The sequence below is a fragment of the Pseudomonas sp. S2_E02 genome, assembly GCF_054668355.1.
Map to the genome: position 1 here is coordinate 4,168,991 of NZ_CP162761.1, position 22,042 is coordinate 4,191,032.

General features: G+C 58.5%; 20 protein-coding genes. 3 read left to right on the forward strand and 17 right to left on the reverse strand.

The window, feature by feature from the left end; translation table 11 throughout:
* Positions 1-137: 137 nt before the first annotated feature.
* Complete coding sequence (locus AB4O01_RS18780) at positions 138-776, forward strand: HD domain-containing protein (protein ID WP_093429781.1); 639 nt, start codon at positions 138-140, stop codon at positions 774-776.
* A 149-nt stretch (positions 777-925) separates the two neighbouring features.
* Here the strand turns inward: AB4O01_RS18780 and AB4O01_RS18785 are convergent, their stop codons facing one another.
* From AB4O01_RS18785 to AB4O01_RS18820, 8 genes are all read right to left on the reverse strand, one after another.
* Positions 926-1,816, reverse strand: coding sequence for an ABC transporter permease subunit (locus AB4O01_RS18785; protein WP_093429780.1), 891 nt, complete (start codon positions 1,814-1,816; stop codon positions 926-928).
* Positions 1,813-2,694 carry an ABC transporter permease subunit gene (locus AB4O01_RS18790; protein WP_257358657.1) on the reverse strand — a complete coding sequence of 294 codons (882 nt, stop codon included), beginning with the start codon at positions 2,692-2,694 and terminating at the stop codon, positions 1,813-1,815. Before AB4O01_RS18790 ends, AB4O01_RS18785 begins: the two co-directional genes overlap by 4 nt.
* A gap of 35 nt (positions 2,695-2,729) precedes the next feature.
* Complete coding sequence (locus AB4O01_RS18795) at positions 2,730-3,872, reverse strand: ABC transporter ATP-binding protein (RefSeq protein ID WP_034151965.1); 1,143 nt, start codon at positions 3,870-3,872, stop codon at positions 2,730-2,732.
* Between the two features lie 67 nt (positions 3,873-3,939).
* Positions 3,940-5,037 carry a polyamine ABC transporter substrate-binding protein gene (locus AB4O01_RS18800; RefSeq protein WP_460089195.1) on the reverse strand — a complete coding sequence of 366 codons (1,098 nt, stop codon included), beginning with the start codon at positions 5,035-5,037 and terminating at the stop codon, positions 3,940-3,942.
* 187 nt (positions 5,038-5,224) lie between these two features.
* The gene (locus AB4O01_RS18805) at positions 5,225-6,334 is read right to left on the reverse strand and encodes a polyamine ABC transporter substrate-binding protein (protein WP_093429777.1); all 1,110 of its coding nucleotides are present in this window, start codon (positions 6,332-6,334) and stop codon (positions 5,225-5,227) included.
* Between the two features lie 171 nt (positions 6,335-6,505).
* The gene (locus AB4O01_RS18810) at positions 6,506-7,870 is read right to left on the reverse strand and encodes an aspartate aminotransferase family protein (protein WP_093429776.1); all 1,365 of its coding nucleotides are present in this window, start codon (positions 7,868-7,870) and stop codon (positions 6,506-6,508) included.
* A gap of 56 nt (positions 7,871-7,926) precedes the next feature.
* The gene (locus AB4O01_RS18815) at positions 7,927-9,285 is read right to left on the reverse strand and encodes a glutamine synthetase family protein (RefSeq protein ID WP_099757459.1); all 1,359 of its coding nucleotides are present in this window, start codon (positions 9,283-9,285) and stop codon (positions 7,927-7,929) included.
* 93 nt (positions 9,286-9,378) lie between these two features.
* The gene (locus AB4O01_RS18820; protein ID WP_460089197.1) at positions 9,379-9,735 is read right to left on the reverse strand and encodes a gamma-glutamyl-gamma-aminobutyrate hydrolase family protein; all 357 of its coding nucleotides are present in this window, start codon (positions 9,733-9,735) and stop codon (positions 9,379-9,381) included.
* Positions 9,736-10,013: 278 nt separating this feature from the next.
* Here AB4O01_RS18820 and AB4O01_RS18825 point away from each other — a divergent pair, with 278 nt between their 5' ends.
* Positions 10,014-11,390, forward strand: a complete 1,377-nt coding sequence (locus AB4O01_RS18825) for a glutamine synthetase family protein (protein WP_038358985.1) — start codon at positions 10,014-10,016, stop codon at positions 11,388-11,390.
* A 276-nt stretch (positions 11,391-11,666) separates the two neighbouring features.
* Positions 11,667-12,305, forward strand: coding sequence for a TetR/AcrR family transcriptional regulator (locus AB4O01_RS18830; protein WP_077574961.1), 639 nt, complete (start codon positions 11,667-11,669; stop codon positions 12,303-12,305).
* Positions 12,306-12,483: 178 nt separating this feature from the next.
* Here AB4O01_RS18830 and AB4O01_RS18835 read toward each other — a convergent pair whose 3' ends face one another.
* The 9 genes from AB4O01_RS18835 to AB4O01_RS18875 form a co-directional block, all read right to left on the reverse strand.
* Positions 12,484-12,699, reverse strand: coding sequence for a TOBE domain-containing protein (locus AB4O01_RS18835; protein WP_003229256.1), 216 nt, complete (start codon positions 12,697-12,699; stop codon positions 12,484-12,486).
* A gap of 27 nt (positions 12,700-12,726) precedes the next feature.
* Positions 12,727-13,533 carry an aliphatic sulfonates ABC transporter ATP-binding protein gene (gene ssuB, locus AB4O01_RS18840; RefSeq protein WP_460089199.1) on the reverse strand — a complete coding sequence of 269 codons (807 nt, stop codon included), beginning with the start codon at positions 13,531-13,533 and terminating at the stop codon, positions 12,727-12,729.
* The gene (gene ssuC / locus AB4O01_RS18845) at positions 13,530-14,312 is read right to left on the reverse strand and encodes an aliphatic sulfonate ABC transporter permease SsuC (RefSeq protein ID WP_003229260.1); all 783 of its coding nucleotides are present in this window, start codon (positions 14,310-14,312) and stop codon (positions 13,530-13,532) included. The genes ssuB and ssuC overlap by 4 nt, the downstream gene beginning before the upstream one ends.
* Before the next feature lie 8 nt (positions 14,313-14,320).
* Positions 14,321-15,469 (reverse strand): FMNH2-dependent alkanesulfonate monooxygenase, encoded by a 1,149-nt coding sequence (ssuD, locus tag AB4O01_RS18850; protein WP_007939251.1) that lies wholly within the window; start codon positions 15,467-15,469, stop codon positions 14,321-14,323.
* 25 nt (positions 15,470-15,494) lie between these two features.
* The gene (locus tag AB4O01_RS18855) at positions 15,495-16,460 is read right to left on the reverse strand and encodes a sulfonate ABC transporter substrate-binding protein (protein ID WP_034151972.1); all 966 of its coding nucleotides are present in this window, start codon (positions 16,458-16,460) and stop codon (positions 15,495-15,497) included.
* Between the two features lie 91 nt (positions 16,461-16,551).
* Complete coding sequence (ssuE, locus tag AB4O01_RS18860) at positions 16,552-17,145, reverse strand: NADPH-dependent FMN reductase (protein WP_007913832.1); 594 nt, start codon at positions 17,143-17,145, stop codon at positions 16,552-16,554.
* Between the two features lie 326 nt (positions 17,146-17,471).
* Positions 17,472-18,110 carry a peroxiredoxin gene (locus tag AB4O01_RS18865; protein WP_007913831.1) on the reverse strand — a complete coding sequence of 213 codons (639 nt, stop codon included), beginning with the start codon at positions 18,108-18,110 and terminating at the stop codon, positions 17,472-17,474.
* A 296-nt stretch (positions 18,111-18,406) separates the two neighbouring features.
* Entirely contained in the window at positions 18,407-19,780 is a 1,374-nt protein-coding gene (locus AB4O01_RS18870) for an OprD family porin (RefSeq protein ID WP_460089202.1), read from the reverse strand.
* Between the two features lie 417 nt (positions 19,781-20,197).
* Positions 20,198-21,526, reverse strand: a complete 1,329-nt coding sequence (locus tag AB4O01_RS18875; RefSeq protein WP_093429767.1) for an OprD family porin — start codon at positions 21,524-21,526, stop codon at positions 20,198-20,200.
* Positions 21,527-22,042 lie beyond the last annotated feature (516 nt).

The window sequence follows — 22,042 nt, forward strand, 5'->3', positions numbered from 1 at the left end:
TTGGGTCTGACCCGAGTTGGCACGATTTGCAGGTGGATTGGCAAGGATCGCAGCCATGCATCGATTGTCCGCTTCCAGCGCCGGGAACAGACTTTCCCCATCAGCGCCACAACGGCGTTTCAGTGTGGAAACTTGCCATGACCACAACCATCGCCGGCATCAAAATCCCTGACAGCGCCCTCGCCCGGGCCACCACCGAATACATCCGCGACATCGAATCCGACCTGCTCTACCACCACTCGCGCCGGGTCTTTCTGTTCGGCGCGTTGAGCGGCGAGCGCCAGCAACTGGCCTACAACCCGGAGCTGCTGTACGTCGGCGCAATGTTCCATGACCTCGGTCTGGTCGAAGGTCACCGCAGTGATGATGAGCGCTTCGAAGTGGACGGTGCCAACGCAGCGGCGGCTTTTCTCAAACCGTACGGGTTGAGCGATGACGACATCGAGCAGGTCTGGCTGTCGATTGCCCTGCACACCACGCCGGGCGTGCCCAAGCATCTGCGCCCGACCGTAGCGCTGGTCACCGCTGGTGTGGAAATGGACGTGCTGGGGATGGATTACGCGGCGTTCAGCACTGTGCAGCGCGAAGCGGTGGTGCATGCGCACCCGCGCGGGGAAGGCTTCAAGGAGTGCATCATCTGCGCGTTTGCCGATGGCTTGCGCCATCGTCCGCAGACGACGTTTGGCAATGTGAAGACTGATGTGCTGAAGGATCAGCAGCCGGGGTTCAAGCCGATGAACTTTGTTGAAGTCATCCGCCAATCTCCCTGGATTTGAATATCACCAGAAACAACTGAGGGAGCGAGCTTGCTCGCGAATGCGGTGGGTCAGCCAACATTTCAGTGCCTGACACGCCCTCTTCGCGAGCAAGCTCGCTCCCACAGGGACTGGGGTTGATCACAGATTTGTGATCAACCCCATTTGGCTTACGCCGCTTCCGGCGCCGGGGCGCGACGCACGTCCGGCTGCTTCCACGAATCGGCTGCGCTTTCTTCGATGGCTTGCTGGATGGCTTTCTTGCGCGCTTCTTCGGCACGGCGGCTGAAGAACCAGACCATGAAGGTCACGATCGACACCGCCAGCAGAATCAGACTGGCAACGGCATTGATCTCGGGTTTCACACCCAGACGTACCGCCGAGAACACCTCCATCGGCAGGGTCGTCGACCCCGGACCAGAGACGAAGCTCGCCAGCACCAGGTCATCCAGCGACAGCGCGAACGACATCATGCCGCCCGCCGCCAGCGACGGCGCGATCATCGGGATGGTGATCAGGAAGAACACCTTCCACGGCCGTGCACCGAGGTCCATGGCCGCTTCTTCGATCGACAGGTCCAGCTCACGCAGACGCGCCGACACCACCACCGCCACATACGCCGCACAGAATGTGGTGTGGGCGATCCAGATGGTGACGATGCCACGTTCCTGCGGCCAGCCGATCATCTGCGCCATGGCCACGAACAGCAGCAACAGCGACAGACCGGTGATCACTTCCGGCATCACCAACGGCGCTGTGACCAGACCGCCGAACAGCGTGCGGCCCTTGAAGCGGGTGATACGGGTCAGCACGAACGCTGCCAGCGTACCCAGCGCCACCGCAGCGACCGCGGTGTAGCAGGCGATTTCCAGCGAGCGCAACACCGAGCCCATGAGTTGCGTGTTGTCGAGCAAACCGACGTACCACTTGATCGACCAGCCGCCCCACACCGTCACCAGTTTCGAGGCGTTGAACGAGTAGATCACCAGGATCAGCATCGGCAGGTAGATGAACAGCAAACCCAGAACCAGCATCAGGCTGGAGAAACGGAAGCGCTTCATTCTTTACCCTCCATTTCCTTGGCCTGACTGCGGTTGAACAGAATGATCGGCACAATCAGGATCGCCAGCATCACCACCGCCAGCGCGGACGCTACCGGCCAGTCACGGTTGTTGAAGAACTCTTGCCACAGCACCTTGCCGATCATCAGGGTTTCCGGACCGCCAAGCAGTTCCGGGATCACGAACTCACCGACCACCGGGATGAACACCAGCATGCAGCCGGCAATGATGCCGTTCTTGGACAGCGGAATAGTGATCTTCCAGAAGCTGTTGAAAGTACTCGAGCCGAGGTCCGATGCCGCTTCGAGCAGACTGTTGTCGTGCTTCACCAGGTTGGCGTACAGCGGCAGGATCATGAACGGCAGGTACGAATAAACAACACCGATGTACACCGCGAGGTTGGTGTTGAGGATTTGCAGCGGCTCGTCGATGAACCCCATGCTCATCAGAAAACCGTTGAGCAAACCGTTGTTGCTGAGGATGCCCATCCACGCGTAAACGCGGATCAGGATCGCGGTCCAGGTCGGCATCATGATCAGCAATACCAACACCGTTTGCATTTCTTTACGGGCGGTGGCGATGGCGTAGGCCATCGGGTAGCCGATCAGCAGGCAGAGGACGGTGCTGATGAACGCCATCTTCAACGAGCCGAGGTAAGCGGCGATGTACAACTCGTCGCCCGCCAGCATCGCGTAGTTGCCCAGGTTCAGCAGCAGTTGCAGCTTCTGCTCGGCGTACGTGTAGATCTCGGTGTACGGCGGAATGGCCACGTCGGCTTCGGCGAAACTGATCTTCAGGACGATGAAGAACGGCAGCATGAAGAACAGAAACAGCCAGATGAACGGAACCCCGATGACCAGTTGCCGGCCATTGGGGATTATTCGGTTGATGCGACGTTTGAATTTGCGCATGTTCATGAGCGAAGTACCACGCCGCTGTCGTCTTCCCACCACACGTAGACCTGATCACCCCAGGTCGGACGCGCGCCGCGACGTTCAGCGTTGGCCACAAACGACTGCACCAGTTTGCCGCTCGGCAATTCAACGTAGAACACCGAGTGCCCGCCGAGGTAGGCGATGTCGTGCACCTTGCCGCTGGACCAGTTGTACTCGCAGGTCGGCTGGTCGGCGGTGACCAGCAGCTTCTCCGGGCGGATCGCGTAGGTCACGGACTTGTCCTGCACCGAGGTGCTGATGCCGTGGCCGACGTAGATCTGCCGATCGAGATCCTTACAGGTGATGGTCGCGTGGCCTTCGGCGTCGTCGATCACTTCACCTTCGAAGATGTTGACGTTACCGATAAATTCGCAGACCAGACGGCTGGTCGGGGTTTCGTAGATGTCGATCGGGCTGCCGATCTGGGCGATCCAGCCCAGGTGCATGATCGCGATGCGCTCGGCCATGGTCATGGCCTCTTCCTGGTCGTGGGTCACCATCACGCAGGTCACGCCGACGCGCTCGATGATTTCCACCAGTTCCAGCTGCATCTGCGAACGCAGTTTCTTGTCCAATGCGCCCATCGGCTCATCGAGCAACAGCAACTTCGGTCGCTTGGCCAGCGAACGTGCCAGCGCCACACGCTGACGCTGACCGCCCGACAACTGATGCGGCTTGCGCTTGGCGTACTGGCTCATCTGCACCAGCTTGAGCATCTCGGCCACACGGGCATCGACCTCGGCCTTGGGAATCTTGTCCTGCTGCAGGCCGAAGGCGATGTTCTGCGCCACGGTCATGTGCGGGAACAAGGCGTACGACTGGAACATCATGTTGATCGGACGTTCGTACGGCGGCATGTCGGTGATGTCGACGCCGTCGAGGAAAATCCGCCCCTCCGTGGGCCGTTCGAACCCTGCCAGCATCCGCAGCAGAGTGGATTTGCCCGATCCCGAACCGCCGAGCAAGGCGAAGATCTCGCCCTTCTTGATTTCCAGGGACACATCGTCCACGGCAATCGTCTCGTCGAACTTCTTCGTGACCCGGTCGATTTTGACCAACACCTGTTTCGGTGTCTGGTCGCCCTCGAGGGCTTTCTTATAGGCGCCGGAGGCAACTGCCATTTACGAAACTCCCAGAAAAAAACAATGCAGTTCGCCCAATGCAGACGAACCCAGGATAGTTTGTGCCTTACTTGCCCGACTTGACCTTGGTCCAGCTGCGGGTCATCAAACGTTGAATATTGGGCGGCAACTCGGTCGACACGTAGGTCTTGTCGAGTACTGCTTGCGGTGGATAAACCGCTTCATCGGTGCGAATGGACTGTTCCATCAGCTTGTCCGAGCCCGGGTTGGGGTTGGCGTAACCGACGTAATCACTGGCCTGGGCAATCACCTCAGGTTTCAGCAAATAGTTGATGAAGGCGTGGGCCTCTTTGACGTTGGACGAATCCTTCGGAATCGCCAGCATGTCGAACCACAGCGCGCCGCCTTCTTTCGGGATCGAGTACGCGATGTTCACGCCCTTCTTGGCTTCCTCGGCGCGGTGCTTGGCCTGGAAGATGTCTCCGGAGAAACCGATGGCCACGCAGATATCGCCGTTGGCCAAGTCGCCGATGTACTTGGACGAGTGGAAATAGGTCACGTACGGACGCACGGCGAGCAGTTTGGCCGTGGCCTTTTCGTAATCCTTGGTGTTGGTGCTGTTGGCGTTCAGGCCCATGTAGTTGAGCACGGTCGGCATCATTTCATCCGCCGAATCGAGGAACGCGACGCCGCAGCTGTGCAGCTTCTTGATGTTCTCGGGTTCGAACAGCACGCTCCAGGAATCGATCTTGTCGATACCGAGCACTGCCTTGACCTTGTCGACGTTGTAACCGATGCCGTTGGTGCCCCACAGGTACGGCACGGCGTACAGGTTGCCCGGATCGTTTTGCTCCAGACGCTTGAGCAGCACCGGGTCGAGGTTGGCATAGTTGGGCAGCTGCGACTTGTCGAGTTTCTGGAACGCGCCAGCCTTGATCTGCTTGCCAAGGAAGTGGTTCGACGGCACGACCACGTCGTAACCGGTACGCCCGGCCAGCAGCTTGCCTTCCAGGGTTTCGTTGGAGTCAAAGACGTCGTAGACCGGTTTGATCCCGGTTTCTTTCTGGAAATCGGCCAGCGTGGTCTCGCCGATGTAATCGGACCAGTTATAAATATGTACCGTACCGGCGGCCTGGGCTCCGACGGCGATCGTCAGGCCGGCAGTGGCCAGCAGGGCTTTGCGCAAAGAAGAAAAAATAGGCAAGTGGAGGTCCTCTAAATTAGTTGGGCCCAAGTTGCCCCGCACTGCATGACAGCCATGGCTGCCCGGCAACAAAACCGGCGCGCAACTTACCCTCGAAAAACCGTTCCTGCAAAACTTCCTGTCATTTAATTGATCCGCTGGCCGCCCTCGCGGGGACGACGGCCAGCGGTTGCTGCTTCAAACCGGCTTATTTACCGGATTTGATCTTGGTCCAGCTGCGGGTCATTTCACGCTGGGTCGCTGCCGGCAAGTCGGCGATCGCATACAACTTGGCCTGCACGTCGGCTGGCGGGTAGATGCCTGGATCGCTGGTGATGTCTTTTTCCACCAGTGCGGTTGCAGCGGCGTTACCGTTCGGGAAACGTACGGCGTTGGTGATGCCGGCCATGACTTCAGGCTTCTGCAGGAAGGTCATGAACTTGTAGGCGCCTTCAACGTTTTCGGCATCTTTAGGGATGGCGACCATGTCGAAGAAGCTGCCCGCGCCTTCTTTCGGAATGGCGTAGCTGACTTTCACCTTGTCACCGGCCTCGGCGGCACGCGACTTGGCCTGCTGCACGTCACCCGAGTAGCCGACCGCTACGCAGATGTTGCCGTTGGCCAGGTCCGAGATGTACTTGGAGGAGTGGAAGTAGGTGATCGAAGGACGAATCTTGAGGAACAGTTCCTCGGCTTTCTTGATGTCTTCTTTCTTCTGGCTGTCGGTTGGCAGGCCCAGGTAGTGCAGCGCGACCGGGAGCATTTCGGTCGGCGAATCGAGGAAGCTCACGCCGCAGCCCTTGAGTTTGGCGATGTTCTCCGGCTTGAGCAGCACGTCCCACGAATCGATGGTGTCGACGCCCAGCGCAGCCTTGACCTTCTCCGCGTTGTAACCGATGCCGATCGAGCCCCACATGTACGGGAAGGCGTGCTTGTTGCCCGGGTCGCTGACCGACACGGCCTTGAGCAGGTCCTGGTTGAGGTTCTTCCAGTTAGGCAGCTTGGACTGGTCCAGCTCTTGGTAAACGCCAGCCTTGATCTGCTTGGCCAGGAAGTTGTTCGACGGTACGACCACGTCATAGCCGGACTTGCCCGCGAGCAGTTTGGCTTCCAGGGTTTCGTTACTGTCGAATACGTCGTAGACCACCTTGATCCCCGACTCTTTCTCGAAGTTGGCGATGGTGTCCGGCGCGATGTAATCGGACCAGTTATAGACGTGCAGTACTTTGTCGTCCGCTTGAACCGCACCCGCCATCATGCCCGCCACGGACAGCGCGAGAAGTGTCTTGCCAGCAAGCTTTTTACCTAATGCCTTCATGCGTCATGCTCCAAATTTTTCTTTTTTGAACCACTTTGTTCAGCGGCCGAACCCGGACAACTGGAACCGCGGTTAGTCTGGCAAGATCCGAGGCGGTCTTTCAAGAAAAGACCGGCCTTTCTGACAGCTTTGAGCGAGAGCGCCGCAGCTCCCCCGCTCAGAGCCTAGCACTTAGCCTTGCAACGCACTGAGGGTCAGGTCCAGACACTTGCGTGCCTTGGTCACCAGCTCATCGATCTCGGCTTTGCTGATCACCAGCGGCGGCGCGATGATCATGGTGTCGCCCACAGCGCGCATGATCAGGCCATTGTCGAAGCAGAACTGGCGGCAGATCATGCCGACGCCCTTGCCTTCATAACGCTTGCGCGTGGCCTTGTCCTGCACCAGCTCGATCGCGCCCAACAGACCAACCCCGCGAACTTCACCCACCAACGGGTGATCGCTCAGTTCCCGCAGACGTTTCTGCAAATACGGTGCCGTTTCGTTGCGGGCGTTCTCGATAATTTTTTCGTCGCGCAGAATGCGGATGTTTTCCAGGCCCACCGCTGCTGCCACCGGGTGACCGGAGTAAGTAAAGCCGTGGTTGAAATCGCCGCCTTCGTTGAGCACCGCCACAACGGAGTCGCGAACGATCAGGCCACCCATCGGGATGTAGCCGGAAGTCAGGCCTTTGGCGATGGTCATCATGTCGGGCGCAAGGTCGTAGAAATCGCTACCGAACCACTCACCGGTACGGCCGAAACCACAAATCACTTCGTCGGCGACGAAGAGGATGTCGTACTTGGCGAGGATTTCCTTGATGCGCGGCCAGTAGCTGTCTGGCGGAATGATCACGCCGCCGGCGCCCTGGATCGGCTCGGCAATAAAGGCACCGACGTTGTCGACGCCGACTTCGAGAATCTTCTCTTCCAGCTGGTTGGCCGCCCAGATACCGAACTCTTCCGGGGACATGTCGCCACCCTCAGCGAACCAGTACGGCTGCGCGATATGAACGATGCCCGGGATCGGCAAGTCGCCTTGTTCGTGCATATACGTCATGCCACCGAGGCTCGCGCCGGCTACGGTCGAACCGTGATAACCGTTCTTGCGGCTGATGATGACTTTCTTGTTCGGCTGGCCTTTGATCGCCCAGTAGTGGCGAACCATACGCAGCATGGTGTCGTTGCCTTCGGAGCCAGAGCCGGTGAAGAACACGTGGTTCATGCCTTCCGGTGCCACGTCGGCAATCGCCTTGGCCAGTTCCAGTGCCGGCGGGTGCGCGGTCTGGAAGAACAGGTTGTAGTACGGCAGTTCGCGCATTTGTTTGGCGGCCGCATCGGCCAGCTCATCACGACCATAACCGATAGCCACGCACCACAGACCAGCCATGCCGTCGAGAATCTTGTTGCCTTCGCTGTCCCACAGGTAAACGCCCTTGGCGTTGGTAATGATCCGCGGGCCCTTCTCTTTCAGTTGCTTGAAGTCGCTGAACGGGGCCAGGTGGTGATCATTGCTGAGTGCTTGCCACTCGCGGGTTTGCGGGTTGTTGCTGGTCATGCCAATTCTCCTTGTTATCGGTGAAGGCGCGGCTGCTGCCAGCCGCGCCCGGCGTATCAGACGGCGAAGAGCAGGTACTCACGCTCCCAGGAACTGATCACGCGCTTGAAGTTTTCATGCTCGGCCCGTTTTACCGCGACGTAGCCAGTGATGAAGGTTTTGCCCAGGTACTTCTCGATGGTCGCGCTGTTTTCCATACGTTCCAGTGCGTCTTCGATGGTCAGTGGCAGGCGCAGGTTGCGGCGCTCATAACCACGGCCCACCACCGGCGCGCTCGGGTTCAGGCCTTCGATCATGCCGATGTAGCCGCAGAGCAGGCTCGCGGCAATCGCCAGGTACGGGTTGGCGTCGGCGCCCGGCAAGCGGTTTTCCACACGGCGGTTCTGCGGGCCGGCATCGGGTACGCGCAGGCCCACGGTGCGGTTCTCTTCGCCCCACTCCACGTTCACCGGTGCCGAGGTATCCGGCAGGAAGCGGCGGAACGAGTTGACGTTGGGTGCGAACAGCGGCAGCAATTCCGGGATCAATTTCTGCAGGCCACCGATGTGGTGCAGGAACAACTGGCTCATGGTTCCGTCTTCATTGGAGAAGACGTTTTTGCCGGTTTCGATGTCGATGATGCTCTGGTGCAAATGCATCGCGCTGCCCGGCTCGCCGGTCATTGGCTTGGCCATGAAAGTCGCGGCCACGTCGTGCTTGAGTGCTGCTTCACGCATGGTGCGCTTGAACACCAGAATCTGGTCGGCCAGCGACAGTGCGTCACCGTGACGGAAGTTGATTTCCATCTGCGCCGTGCCGTCTTCGTGGATCAGCGTGTCGAGGTCCAGCTCCTGCAGTTCGCACCAGTCGTAGACATCTTCGAACAGCGGATCGAATTCGTTCGCCGCTTCAATGGAGAACGACTGACGACCGATTTCCGGACGGCCCGAACGGCCAATCGGAGGCTGCAACGGATAGTCAGGGTCGTCGCTGCGCTTGGTCAGGTAGAACTCCATTTCCGGCGCGACGATCGGCTGCCAGCCCTTGTCGGCATAGAGTTTGAGGACTTTCTTGAGGACGTTGCGCGGCGACAGCTCGATCGGGTTGCCCTGCTTGTCGTAAGTGTCGTGGATTACCTGGGCGGTCGGCTCGATGGCCCACGGCACCAGGTACACGGCGTTCTGGTCGGGGCGGCAGATCATGTCGATGTCGGCCGGGTCGAGCAGTTCGTAATAGATGTCGTCTTCGACGTAGTCGCCGGTCACGGTCTGCAACAGCACGCTTTCTGGCAGGCGCATGCCTTTTTCGGCGATGAACTTGTTGGTCGGCGAGATCTTGCCCCGGGTGATACCGGTCAAGTCGGCGATCATGCATTCGACTTCTGTGATCTTGTGGTCTTTCAACCAATCGGTGAGCTGGTCGAGGTTGTTACTCATAAATGCCTCTGGGCTGAGTCTCCTGACAGGATGTCAGGCAAAGTTTGACGCTTTGAGCGTCGCGTTAAAGGGGCTTGCTCGCGCAGTACCGGCTTACGCCTGGCACCGCGCATAGACAATGAAAGAGGAGCTTACCTGCCCTTTACGCTGGCGTTGCATTTCCTGTGCACAGACGAGGCGTGCAGAATCATGAGCACGGCTGGGCACGCGACACAGGCTTTGGAAGTGAAAGCGATCTATATTGGAAGGGGACGCCATAAACAGGATGCTGTCCCGTACGTCCAGAATATCGGACGCTTGCGCTTGAGCGACCATGGACGGGAACATCGTCGGCAACGATTCAGCCATGCTGGCTGCGCTACGGACGGATTTTTCGCCACTGATGTGATGAGCATGCAGACCGGACTGTTGCGAGCAGTCGGTGATGCCGATTAACGGCAGGCGAGACATGAAGCACCCCGGTATTATTGCTGTTATGGGTTTGATCGGAGCTTAGCCTTGTTCATTTTTTTACACAACACCCCCGTAAAAAATACAACACGGCCTGCTCAAGCCCGCGGGTGGCAAGCTTCCTCATGACAAAAAACTGCCCAAAAATGCCCCATAAATGCCCTCACAGCGCTTTTTTAGGGCAAAAAAGGCCTCGCTTGACTTCGGCAGGCCGTTCGGGTTGACTGAAACCAGAAAAGATCAATGATTGATATTTTTAACAACAAAGGTGTTGCATCATGTCGGTACCCCCGCGTGCCGTTCAGCTTAACGAAGCGAACGCGTTCCTTAAGGAACATCCTGAGGTTCTGTACGTTGACCTTCTGATTGCGGATATGAATGGTGTGGTGCGCGGCAAGCGCATTGAACGCACCAGCCTCCACAAGGTTTACGAGAAAGGCATCAACCTGCCGGCCTCTCTATTTGCTCTGGATATCAACGGTTCCACGGTGGAAAGCACCGGCCTGGGCCTGGACATCGGCGACGCCGATCGTATCTGCTATCCAATCCCCGATACCCTGTGCAACGAGCCATGGCAGAAGCGCCCGACTGCGCAACTGTTGATGACCATGCACGAACTCGAAGGCGACCCGTTCTTCGCCGATCCGCGCGAAGTGCTCCGTCAAGTTGTTGCAAAGTTTGACGAGCTGGGCCTGACCATTTGCGCCGCATTTGAACTCGAGTTCTACCTGATCGACCAGGAAAACGTGAACGGCCGTCCTCAGCCGCCACGCTCGCCGATCTCCGGCAAACGTCCGCACTCGACGCAGGTCTACCTGATCGACGACCTCGACGAATACGTTGACTGCCTCCAGGACATTCTGGAAGGCGCCAAAGAGCAAGGCATTCCGGCCGACGCCATCGTCAAGGAAAGTGCCCCGGCGCAGTTCGAAGTGAACCTGCACCACGTAGCCGACCCGATCAAGGCCTGCGACTACGCGGTCCTGCTCAAGCGCCTGATCAAGAACATCGCGTACGACCATGAAATGGACACCACCTTCATGGCCAAGCCGTATCCGGGCCAGGCAGGTAACGGTCTGCACGTACACATCTCGATTCTGGATAAAGAAGGCAAAAACATTTTTGCCAGCGAGGATCCCGAGCAGAACGCCGCGCTGCGTCACGCGATCGGCGGTGTGCTCGAGACCCTGCCCGCGCAGATGGCGTTCCTCTGCCCGAACGTCAACTCCTACCGTCGTTTCGGCGCACAGTTCTACGTGCCGAACTCGCCGTGCTGGGGTCTGGACAACCGCACCGTGGCGATTCGCGTACCGACCGGCTCTGCCGATGCCGTGCGTATCGAACACCGCGTGGCCGGTGCCGACGCCAACCCGTACCTGCTGATGGCTTCGGTACTGGCCGGCGTGCATCATGGTCTGACCAACAAGATCGAGCCAGGCGCGCCAGTCGAAGGCAACAGCTACGAGCAGAACGAGCAAAGCCTGCCGAACAACTTGCGCGATGCCCTGCGTGAGCTGGACGACAGCGAGGTGATGGCCAAGTACATCGATCCGAAATACATCGATATTTTCGTCGCCTGCAAGGAAAGCGAGCTGGAGGAGTTCGAACACTCCATCTCCGACCTTGAGTACAACTGGTATCTGCATACCGTGTAAGCGGTTGTAGCGCCAAACAGAACGCCGTCGGCTCTTGCAGCCGGCGGCGTTTTTTTATGTCCGGACTCAGATCCCAAGGGTGGGGGTGAATGGCCGCCTGCGGCGGTTCGCGAGCAAGCTCGCTCCCACAGAGATCTTCAGTGAACATGGGTTGTGTGTACACAGGAGATCCCCTGTGGGAGCGAGCTTGCTCCGGGCGGCGCTCCGACGAAAGCGGCCGACAAGACAACACACAAGCCGGCTCGTACAATGCCCGCTGCCCCGCAGGAGACTCCCATGACGCGACCCGCCCCCGTCCGCAAACCCCGTGCCCGCAGTCAGGCGCGCATCGATTCGATACTCGACGCCGCGCGTACATTGCTGGCCGCCGAGGGTGTGGCGAGTCTGTCGATCTACAGCGTCGCCGAGCGCGCGCAGATTCCGCCCTCCTCCGTGTACCACTTCTTCGCCAGCGTCCCGGCGTTGCTTGAGGCACTGACGGCGGATGTGCACGCTGCATTTCGTGCCTGCCTGCAAGCGCCGATCGATCACGAAGCTTTGCGCGACTGGCGCGATCTGTCGCGGTTGGTTGAGCAACGGATGCTGGAGATCTACGATGAAGACGCGGCGGCGCGGCAGTTGATCCTTGCTCAGCATGGTCTGACCGAAGTCACTCAGGCTGACCGTCAGCACGACATCGAACTGGGCGACCTGATGCACAAGCTGTTCGATCATCACTTCGAGCTGCCGAGGCTGCCGGAAGATGTCGATGTGTTCGCCCTGGCGATGGAGTTGGGTGATCGGGTATATGCGCGTTCGGTGCAGCAGCATGGGCAGATCACGCCGCGCATGGCCGAGGAAGGCATGCGCGTGTTTGATGCCTATATCGGCCTGTATCTGCCGCCGTATCTACCCAAAAGATCTCTAGTGCTCTGACTGGCCCTTTCGCGAGCAAGCTCGCTCCCACAGTGATTTGTAGTGAATACAACATCTGTGGGCAACACCGAACCTGTGGGAGCGAGCCTGCTCGCGAAGGCCGCACCGCAGTTTTCAGATCAGGCACAAAAAACCCCGAAGGGCTCACGCTCTCCGGGGTTGTTTTTTACTCACCGACTTACAGCTTGGCGATCGACACCTCGGTGGATTTCACAAAGGCGATCACTTCGCTGCCGACCACCAGTTCCAACTCCTTGACCGAGCGGGTGGTGATCACCGAAGTGACGATGCCCGAAGCGGTCTGCACGTCGATTTCCGACAGCACGTCGCCGAGGACGATTTCCTTGATCGAGCCTTTGAACTGGTTACGGACGTTGATGGCTTTGATAGTCATGGCAATGATTCCTGTCGTTTGCTTGAGTTATTGAGCCCAACGCAGTTGCGTAGGCAGTGGTGAAACAGGTTCCGGCGCCGGCGGTTCGCCGGGCAGGGAGAGAACACGGTTAAGCACTTCGGTTTCCAGCGCCGCCAGTCGGTGCGAACCACGCACTCGCGGCCGCGGCAGTTCGACATGCAGATCGAGGCCGACTTCGCCGTCCTCGATCAGAATCACCCGGTCGGCAATCGCCACCGCTTCGCTGACGTCGTGAGTCACCAGCAGCATGGTGAAGCCGTGTTGTTGCCAAAGACGTTCGATCAGTTGCTGCATTTCAATGCGGGTCAGTGCGTCCAGTGCGCCGAGCGGTTCGTCGAGCAGCAGCAGACGCGGTTGATGGATCAGCGCCCGCGCCAGTGCAACCCGCTGCTTCTGTCCGCCAGATAACGCCGCCGGCCACTCATTGGCACGATCCGCCAGACCGACTGCTTCCAGCGCATCCAGTGCTTGCTGACGCCAGTTGCCCTTGAGCCCAAGGCCAACGTTGTCGATGATCTTTTTCCACGGCAGCAGACGTGCTTCCTGGAACATCAATCGGGTGTCTTCCCGCGCATCGCTGAGCGGCGCAGAACCGGCGAGCAAATCGCCGCCAGTCGGTTGATCGAGCCCAGCGAGCAAACGCAGCAAGGTACTTTTGCCACAGCCACTGCGCCCGACCACGGCGACAAACTGCCCCGCCGGAATGTGCAGATCAATGTCACGCAGCACCTGCCGCGCGCCGAAGGTTTTCTGCAGGTTGCGCACTGCCAGCGGAATCCCGCGCAGCAGGCGTGGAGGTTGTTGAGCGGTCATGCTGCACCTCCTTTGGCAACCTGATAGGCCGGGTGCCAGCGCAACCACACACGTTCAAGTCCACGTGCCGCAAGGTCAGCGAGTTTGCCGAGCACCGCGTAAAGCAGGATCGCCAGCACCACCACGTCGGTCTGCAAGAACTCGCGAGCATTCATCGCCAGATAGCCGATGCCCGAGCTGGCGGAAATGGTTTCGGCGACGATCAGCGTCAGCCACATAAAGCCCAGCGCGAAGCGCACGCCGACCAGAATCGAAGGCAGCGCACCCGGCAGAATCACCTGCCAGAACAGGCTGAAACCGCTCAGGCCATAGCTGCGCGCCATCTCCACCAGCGCCGGATCGACGTTGCGGATGCCGTGATAGGTATTCAGGTAAATCGGGAACAACGTGCCCAGCGCCACCAGAAAAATCTTCGCCGACTCGTCGATGCCGAACCACAGGATCACCAGCGGAATCAGCGCCAGATGCGGCACGTTGCGGATCATCTGCACCGAACTGTCGAGCAGGCGTTCGCCCCACTTCGACAGACCGGTGATAAAGCCCAGGACCAGACCGATGCTGCCGCCGATGGTGAAACCGAGGGCTGCACGCCAGCCACTGATGGCCAGGTGCGTCCAGATCTCGCCGCTGCGCACCAGGCTCACGCCGGCCTCGATCACCGCCACCGGTGCCGGCAGAATCCGTGTCGACAACCAACCCGCCGACACCGACAACTGCCACACCGCTAGCAACAACACCGGCAACGCCCAGGGCGCGAGGCTGTGGATGATTTTCTTCATGGCGCGCCTCAGCTCTGCGACGCGGCTTTGGGAAGAATGTCGTTGGCGACCATCTCGCCGAACGGGCTGACATAACCGGCGCTTTTCGGCAGTTCCGGGCGCTCGATGTCGAGGTGCGGGAACAGCAGTTCAGCGACGCGGTACGACTCTTCGAGGTGTGGATAACCGGAGAAGATAAAGGTGTCGATGCCCAGATCGGCGTATTCCTTCACGCGCGCGGCCACGGTCGGGCCATCGCCGACCAGCGCCGTACCGGCACCACCACGCACCAGACCGACGCCGGCCCACAGATTCGGGCTGACTTCGAGGTTGTCGCGACTGCCGCCGTGCAGGGCGGCCATGCGTTGCTGGCCGACCGAATCGAACCGCGCCAGCGAAGCCTGAGCACGAGCGATGGTGTCGTCGTCCAGGTGCGAGATCAGCCGATCCGCCGCTTGCCACGCTTCAGCGTTGGTTTCACGGACGATCACATGCAGACGAATGCCGAAGCGCACGGTGCGGCCGAGCTTGGCGGCTTTGGCGCGCACCTGTTCGATCTTCTCCGCAACCGCTGCGGGCGGCTCGCCCCAGGTCAAAACCATTTCCACTTGTTCTGCAGCCAGATCCTGCGCCGCTTCCGAAGAACCACCGAAGTACAGCGGCGGACGCGGTTGCTGGATCGGCGGATAGAGCAACTTCGCGCCTTTCACGCTGATGTGCTGACCGTCGTAATCGACGGTTTCGCCTTCCAGCACACGACGCCAGATGCGGGTGAATTCCACCGAAGCCTGATAGCGTTCTTCGTGGCTGAGGAACAGACCGTCGCCGGCCAATTCTTCCGGGTCACCGCCGGTGACCAGATTGAACAGCGCACGGCCGCCGGACAGGCGATCAAGGGTCGCAGCCTGTCGCGCCGCGACCGTCGGGGAAATGATCCCGGGGCGCAGAGCCACGAGGAATTTCAGGCGCTGGGTCACCGGGATCAGCGACGCTGCCACCAGCCATGAGTCTTCGCAAGAACGGCCGGTAGGAATCAGCACACCGCCGAATCCCAGACGATCCGCCGCTTGCGCGACCTGTTGCAGATAACCGTGGTCGACGGCGCGAGCGCCTTCGGCGGTGCCAAGGTAATGGCCGTCGCCGTGGGTAGGCAGGAACCAGAAGATATTGAGGCTCATGGAGTGGTCTCCTTAGGAATTCGAATTACTGCGCTTTAGCCACAGCGGCCGGTGGTGTCCAGATCACATCCTTGATGCTCAGCGGCTTGGGAATCAGCTTGAGCTGGAAGAACGTGTCAGCGATTTTCTGCTGCGCGGCGACCACTTCCGGGGTCAGGAACAGCGCGCCGTAGCCCTGGCGTTTCACCGAGGTCAGGGTGATGTCCGCCGGCAGACCGAGCAGTGGCGCAACTTGTTGGGTGACGTCTTCAGGGTTGGCTTTTGACCATTCGCCGACCGCGCGCACTTCCTCAACGAGGGTTTTGATCACCTGAGGATTTTTCTCGGCGTAAGGCTTGGTCGCGAGGTAGAACTGGTGGTTGTCGACGATGCCTTTGCCGTCGCGCAGGGTGTGCGCTTGCAGCTGTTTCTCGGCGGCAGCCTGGTACGGATCCCAGATGACCCAGGCGTCGACGCTGCCACGTTCGAACGCGGCGCGGGCATCGGCTGGCGGCAGGAATACGGTTTGAATATCGGTGTATTTGAGGCCGGCGTCTTCCAGTGCACGCACCAGCAGGTAGTGGACGTTGGAGCCTTTGTTCAGTGCGACCTTCTTGCCCTTGAGATCGGCCACCGATTTGATCGGCGAGTCTTTCGGCACAAGGATCGCTTCGCTGTTCGGCGCTGGCGGTTCGTAGGCAACGTAAAGCAGATCGGCGCCGGCCGCCTGAGCGAACACCGGTGGAGTTTCGCCGGTGACACCGAAGTCGATCGAGCCGACGTTCAGGCCTTCCAGCAGTTGCGGGCCGCCGGGGAATTCAGTCCATTGCACGTCGACGCCTTGGGCGGCCAGACGTTTTTCCAAAGTGCCCTTGGCTTTGAGCAGCACCAGCGTGCCGTATTTCTGATAACCGATCCGAAGGGTCTCGGCTTGAGCTTGAGTGATGGCGCCGAAGGTGACAGCCGCAGCAAACAGAGCGACCAGACCACGACGCAAAAATACAGTGCGCATAGCGCTCTCCTTTTTGCTGTTGGGTTTTGGCTGCACCTGCTTGGCCGTTAGCGGCTGAGTAAGGTGAGTGGAGCAAATTCGGGTGTGGCTTTTAAATGCTCCAGCGAGCACTCAACAAACGTTCGTTCAACAGGCCCGGTTCCAGCGGTTTCGGTCGGCGCGCCATGGCGCCGACAAACTGATCCAGCGCTTCATGCAGTCGCTGCTCCAGCGCCGGTGCCAGTTGTGCTGCGGCACTGCCTTCGCCGTAAGCGATCTGGCTGTCCTCGGCGAAAATCCCCTGGAGCATTTCCTGGGCTTTCAGCGCGGACAACACAGGCTTGAGCGCGTAATCGACCACCAGCATGTGGGCGATGCTGCCGCCGGTGGCCATTGGCAAAACAATCTTGTGGTTCAGGGCACGCTCCGGGAGCAGATCCAGCAACGTCTTCAACGCGCCGGAAAACGAAGCCTTGTACACCGGCGTGGCGATCAACAGGCCGTCGGCGTTTTCGATCTGTTGCAGCAGGTCGAGCACCTTCGGGCTGTCGAAGCGGGCGTGAAGCAAATCTTCGGCCGGGAAGTCCCGCACCTGATAACTCACCACTTCCACCCCTTGCGCCTGCAACCAACGTTGCGAGCGTTCCAGCAGCACCCCGGAACGGGAGCGCAGGCTGGGACTGCCACCGAGTGAGACGACCAGCATTGAGACAATTCCTTAAGCGTTTCAGGCGATTCGCGGGTTGCGATCTCGCTTCGATGGGAATGACCTTACCAGCTGATTTATATATCCATAAATCATATTTATTCATTTGGTTATGCGTTTTGGAGATATACGATGAGCTTTGTTTCGGGCGAAAAAAAAGGCCGTCGAAACGGCCTGAAATCCCCTGCTTAGTAGCAACCACTGATCATTCCCACGCTCTGCGTGGGAATGAATCCATGGACGCTCCGCGTCCACTGTGACGCGGAGCGTCACGGGCGGCATTCCCACGCGGACGGTTCGACGTGGGAACGATCTGCCCGGTGATATCACTTATTCGGCTGTGGCGTCAGGCGCAGGTACGGCTTCACCGCGCGATAGCCCTTCGGAAAGCGCTGCTTGATCTCTTCCTCATCCTTAAGCGACGGCACGATCACCACCTCCTCACCGTCCTGCCAGTTGGCCGGCGTAGCCACCTTGTAGTTGTCGGTGAGCTGCAGCGAATCGATCACCCGAAGAATCTCGTGGAAGTTGCGCCCGGTGCTCGCCGGGTAGGTGATGGTCAAACGAATCTTCTTGTTCGGATCGATCACGAACAGCGAGCGCACGGTCAGCGTGTCGTTGGCGTTCGGGTGGATCAGGTCATACAGATCCGAGACCTTGCGATCGGCGTCCGCCAGGATCGGAAAGTTGACCACAGTGTTCTGGGTTTCGTTGATGTCTTCGATCCACTTGTGGTGCGAATCCACCGGGTCGACCGACAGCGCGATGGCTTTGACGCCGCGTTTGCTGAACTCATCCTTGAGCTTGGCGGTGAAGCCCAGCTCAGTGGTGCACACCGGAGTGAAGTCCGCCGGGTGGGAGAACAGCACGCCCCAGCTATCGCCCAGCCATTCGTGAAAACGAATCTTGCCGGCGCTGGAATCCTGTTCGAAATCGGGGGCGATGTCGCCGAGTCTGAGGCTCATGGTGCTGCTCCTGATGAGTTGTTCGAGACCTCAACTGTAGCCCGGGATTTGCCATCGTTAAAAAGAATAAATAACTAGATATCTAGATCATTATTGAATATTAAATATCTGTTCACTGGACGCTGGCAGGCATCCCGACGACCATCGGTCGCAAGGTTCGAGAAGGCCTTGAGTTGCTTTAAAGAGGGAAGTTTCGGGGATGGCTTACGGGGGTGAGCCTGACTCGAAAACGCAAAAGCCCCGTCCGGCGCAATGCCGGACGGGGCTTTTTTACATCAGCGAATCGAGGCGCGCTATTACAGCAGCGGGATCGAGTAGCTGACGATCAGGCGGTTTTCATCCTGGTCACGCTGACCTGGGATGTCGTTGCGCCACATGGCGTTTTTCCACATCACGCCAACGTTTTTCAGCGGGCCTTCCGGTACGACATAACCGATGGTCAGGTCGCGTTCCCACTCGGAACGGCCGGTGGCATTGACGCTGGTTTGAGGAACAGTGCTGCCGACTTTACCAGTGGTGTCGATGTTATCGCCACGCAGGTAAACCACACCGGCGGTCAGGCCAGGTACGCCAACTTTGGCGAAGTCGTACGAGTAGCGAGCTTGCCAGGTACGCTCGCCAGCGCGGGCGAATTTGGCAATCTGCATGTCGGTAGTGATGTAAGCCGACGAGCCGTCACCCTGGTTCAGCCAAGGGAAGTCGCTGTTGCCGTTGCTGACCTGATAACCGCCACCGAAGGTGTGACCTTCAACGGTGTACAGGAACAAGCCGCTGTACAGGTTGTTGTCGACTTTACCTTTGGTGATGCCGGTGCCGTAGTCACCGGTGGTGTAATAGGCAGGGTCGTTACCGTTGGCGCCATCGTCACGGCTGTTGAAGTAACGGAAGTCAGACTTCAACACACCCGGGCCGATTGCCCAGTTGTGCACCAGACCGAGGAAGTGCTGCTTGTAGTAATCCTGCAAGTTGCCGTAGTAGTACTGGGCAGTCAGGTCTTTGGTGATTTTGTAGTCACCACCACCGTAGATGAACTTGTTGCTGTCACGACCGGCAGCGGTGTGAGCGTTGGAGCCAGCAATCGACAACTCTTCGTTGTTGCTGGAGTTACGGCCCTTGGCGTGCTCGATTTGACCAGCAACCAGCGTCAGATCCTTGATCTCATTGGAAGTGATCTGGCCACCCTGGAAGGTTTGCGGCAGAAGACGACCGTCGTTGGTCACGATAACCGGCAGTTTCGGCTGCAGACTGCCGAGCTTCAGTTCGGTCTGGGAGATCTTGGCTTTGGCAGTCAGACCCAGGCTGGAGTAGTTGTCGACCGCTTCACCGTTGGACTTGCTCGGGAATACAGTGCCGCCATAGGAAGTCGACGTGGCACCGTTGGTGCCGCCACCCGAATCCAGACGCACGCCCACCAGGCCGATGGCGTCGATACCGAAGCCTACGGTGCCTTGGGTGTAACCGGAGATGAAACGCAGATCGAAGCCTTGGCCCCATTCTTCTTGCTTGTTCTGAGCCTTGGCAGCTTTGGTATCGCCATCACGGTTATCAGTGTTGATGTAGAAGTTACGCAGCCCCAAAGTAGCTTTGCTGTCTTCGATGAAACCGGCGGCGCCTGCCTGCTGCGCCATAACCCCTACGGCCACAGCCAGGGCCAAGGTGGACTTGTTCATGTATCGCTCCTCTCGTTTCTAATTTTTTTGCTTTTTTTACTGTCGGTTCCGGATCTATTGCCCGAAATCCTCAACGCTTGATCGCGACGGACCATCTCCCCCGGTCAAAGCCGCGAAAGGATACCCCGGCATAGTCCTTAAAAGAATTGTTTCACTCTTTTTCAGAGCGTCGAGGCATATATATAGGCAGCGCAGACTGGAGGTATCGGCTTCAACACCGATTCCTGAACCCTGCAGATTGTCGAGGGACAAAAATGCCAAAACACCGCAGCGTATTTTGAACGCCGCACGGGTCTACTTTAGGCCTTCGCCGAAGAACATAAAAAGAATAAAAATCGCCATTAGACTTATATTTTGGAATATAGAAAAATGCGCAAAAAAAACCTTGCCGAGGGGCAAGGTTTTTTTCAGGACTTGTTACAGGAAGCTGTAGGTGTAGTTGAAGATCAGGCGGGTCTGGTCCTGATCGGCAATATTGATTTCGCTGCCGCGATAAACACCATTGCGCAGTGTCACACCAAAACCTTTGAGAGCACCCTGTTGAATGGTGTAGTCGATACGCATGTCCCGTTCCCACTCGGACATATCGCTGCCGGTGCCATTCGTTGCCTTGATGTTGTCGCCATGCAGGTAAGCGATCGAGGCTTTGAGGCCAGGTACACCCAGGCCTGCGAAGTCATAGGAGTACTGACCGAAGGTGGTGTTTTCACCGGCACGAACGAAACCGTTGATCATGGAGTCGGTGAACAGATAGAAACTGGCGCCACCGGCACCTTCAGGGCGACCGTTGCCATCGACCACGTTGCCTTGGTTCAGGTAGACGAAGCCACCGTCATCGTTGACACGTTGATGGCCAAGCAAGAAGGCGTTGCCACCCAAGGTGTAAGTGAACATGGCGCTCCAGGTCTTGTTATCGACCTCGCCCGGGTTCTTGGCATAACCACCGTTGTTATTGAAGCGGTAGCCTGCGTCCCCGTTCTTGCCATCGGAGCTGCTGTCGAAATAGCGGATGTCCGTCTTGAACGACTGGTTGGTGCCGATCGGAAGCACGTGTATCAGACCAAAGAAGTTCTGCTTGTAATAATCCTGCAGGTTCGAATGGTAGTACTGCAGGGTCAGGTCTTTGGTGACCTTCCAGTCAGCACCGGCATAGCGGAACTGGTTGCTGTCCTGCGTACCACCGGCCACAGCTAGGCCGGTGCTGTTTGTCGAGGCGCGACCCACAGCGTGCTCGAGCTGACCAGCATTGAAGGTAACGTTGTCGATTTCCTTGGAGGTGATCGTGCCACCCTCGAAGGTTTGAGGCAGCAGACGGCTATCGTTCGCAACCAGAATCGGCAAGCTAGGTTGCAGAGCGCCACCCAGGTGAGCTTCGGTCTTGGACAGACGTGCCTTCACGTTGCCCGCTACGCGGCTCCAGGACTGCGTTGCTGAACCGTCGGAGTCACTTGGGCTGAACGAGTTATTGTCTGGGTGGTGCCCACGGCCACCATCCAGGTGAATGCCGCTGAGCGCCTGCACATCAAGACCAAAACCGACCGTGCCTTGAGTGAAACCGGACAGGTAATCAAACTTGAAGCCCTGCGCGGCTTCTCGCTGATCTGCGCCGCCATCACGGTTGTCGTTGTTGAAATACATGGTGCGGGAACTGATAGAAGCCTTGCTGTCTTCGATGAAACCCGCGGCACCTGCCTGCTGCGCCAATACCCCAAAGGCCACAGCCACGGCCAAGGTGGACTTATTCATTGTTAAGCTCCTCTCGTTTCTAATTCTTGTTGACCTGGCCCGGATCGATGCCCGGGTTCCAAAGGTTAGCGATTAGCGCCAGAGCGTGACCCACAAGTCAATCGTAACTTTGTGTGTCTACGACCATAGTCTAATCAGCGGTTTTTTGGTCCATGCAGATTCATGAGTTCGTCATGAATCTGAAAAGAATGGATGCCTTCTTTTCTAATACCCTTTAGGAATTTAACGCCCGTGTTTGCACGCCCTGGTGCTCCCCACAACAACGCGCCGATTAATTCCTGAAGAGTATTAAGCTGCCCTGTTTAGCGAGTTTGCCCTGAAGCAATCCTGTAACAGTTTCATCACCCCAGCAGCTAACCCAGCGCACTATCCGGATCAATTGTTACAGTTTATGTGTCGGCAGAAATTTTTCACGCACGGCGCAGCCGTCGTCCTTGCCGGAATGAACCAAGTCATTTCAGCCGGGGATTTCAGCGGAGGGGAATCAGTAGGAGAGGTTCAGCTTGGAATGCACAA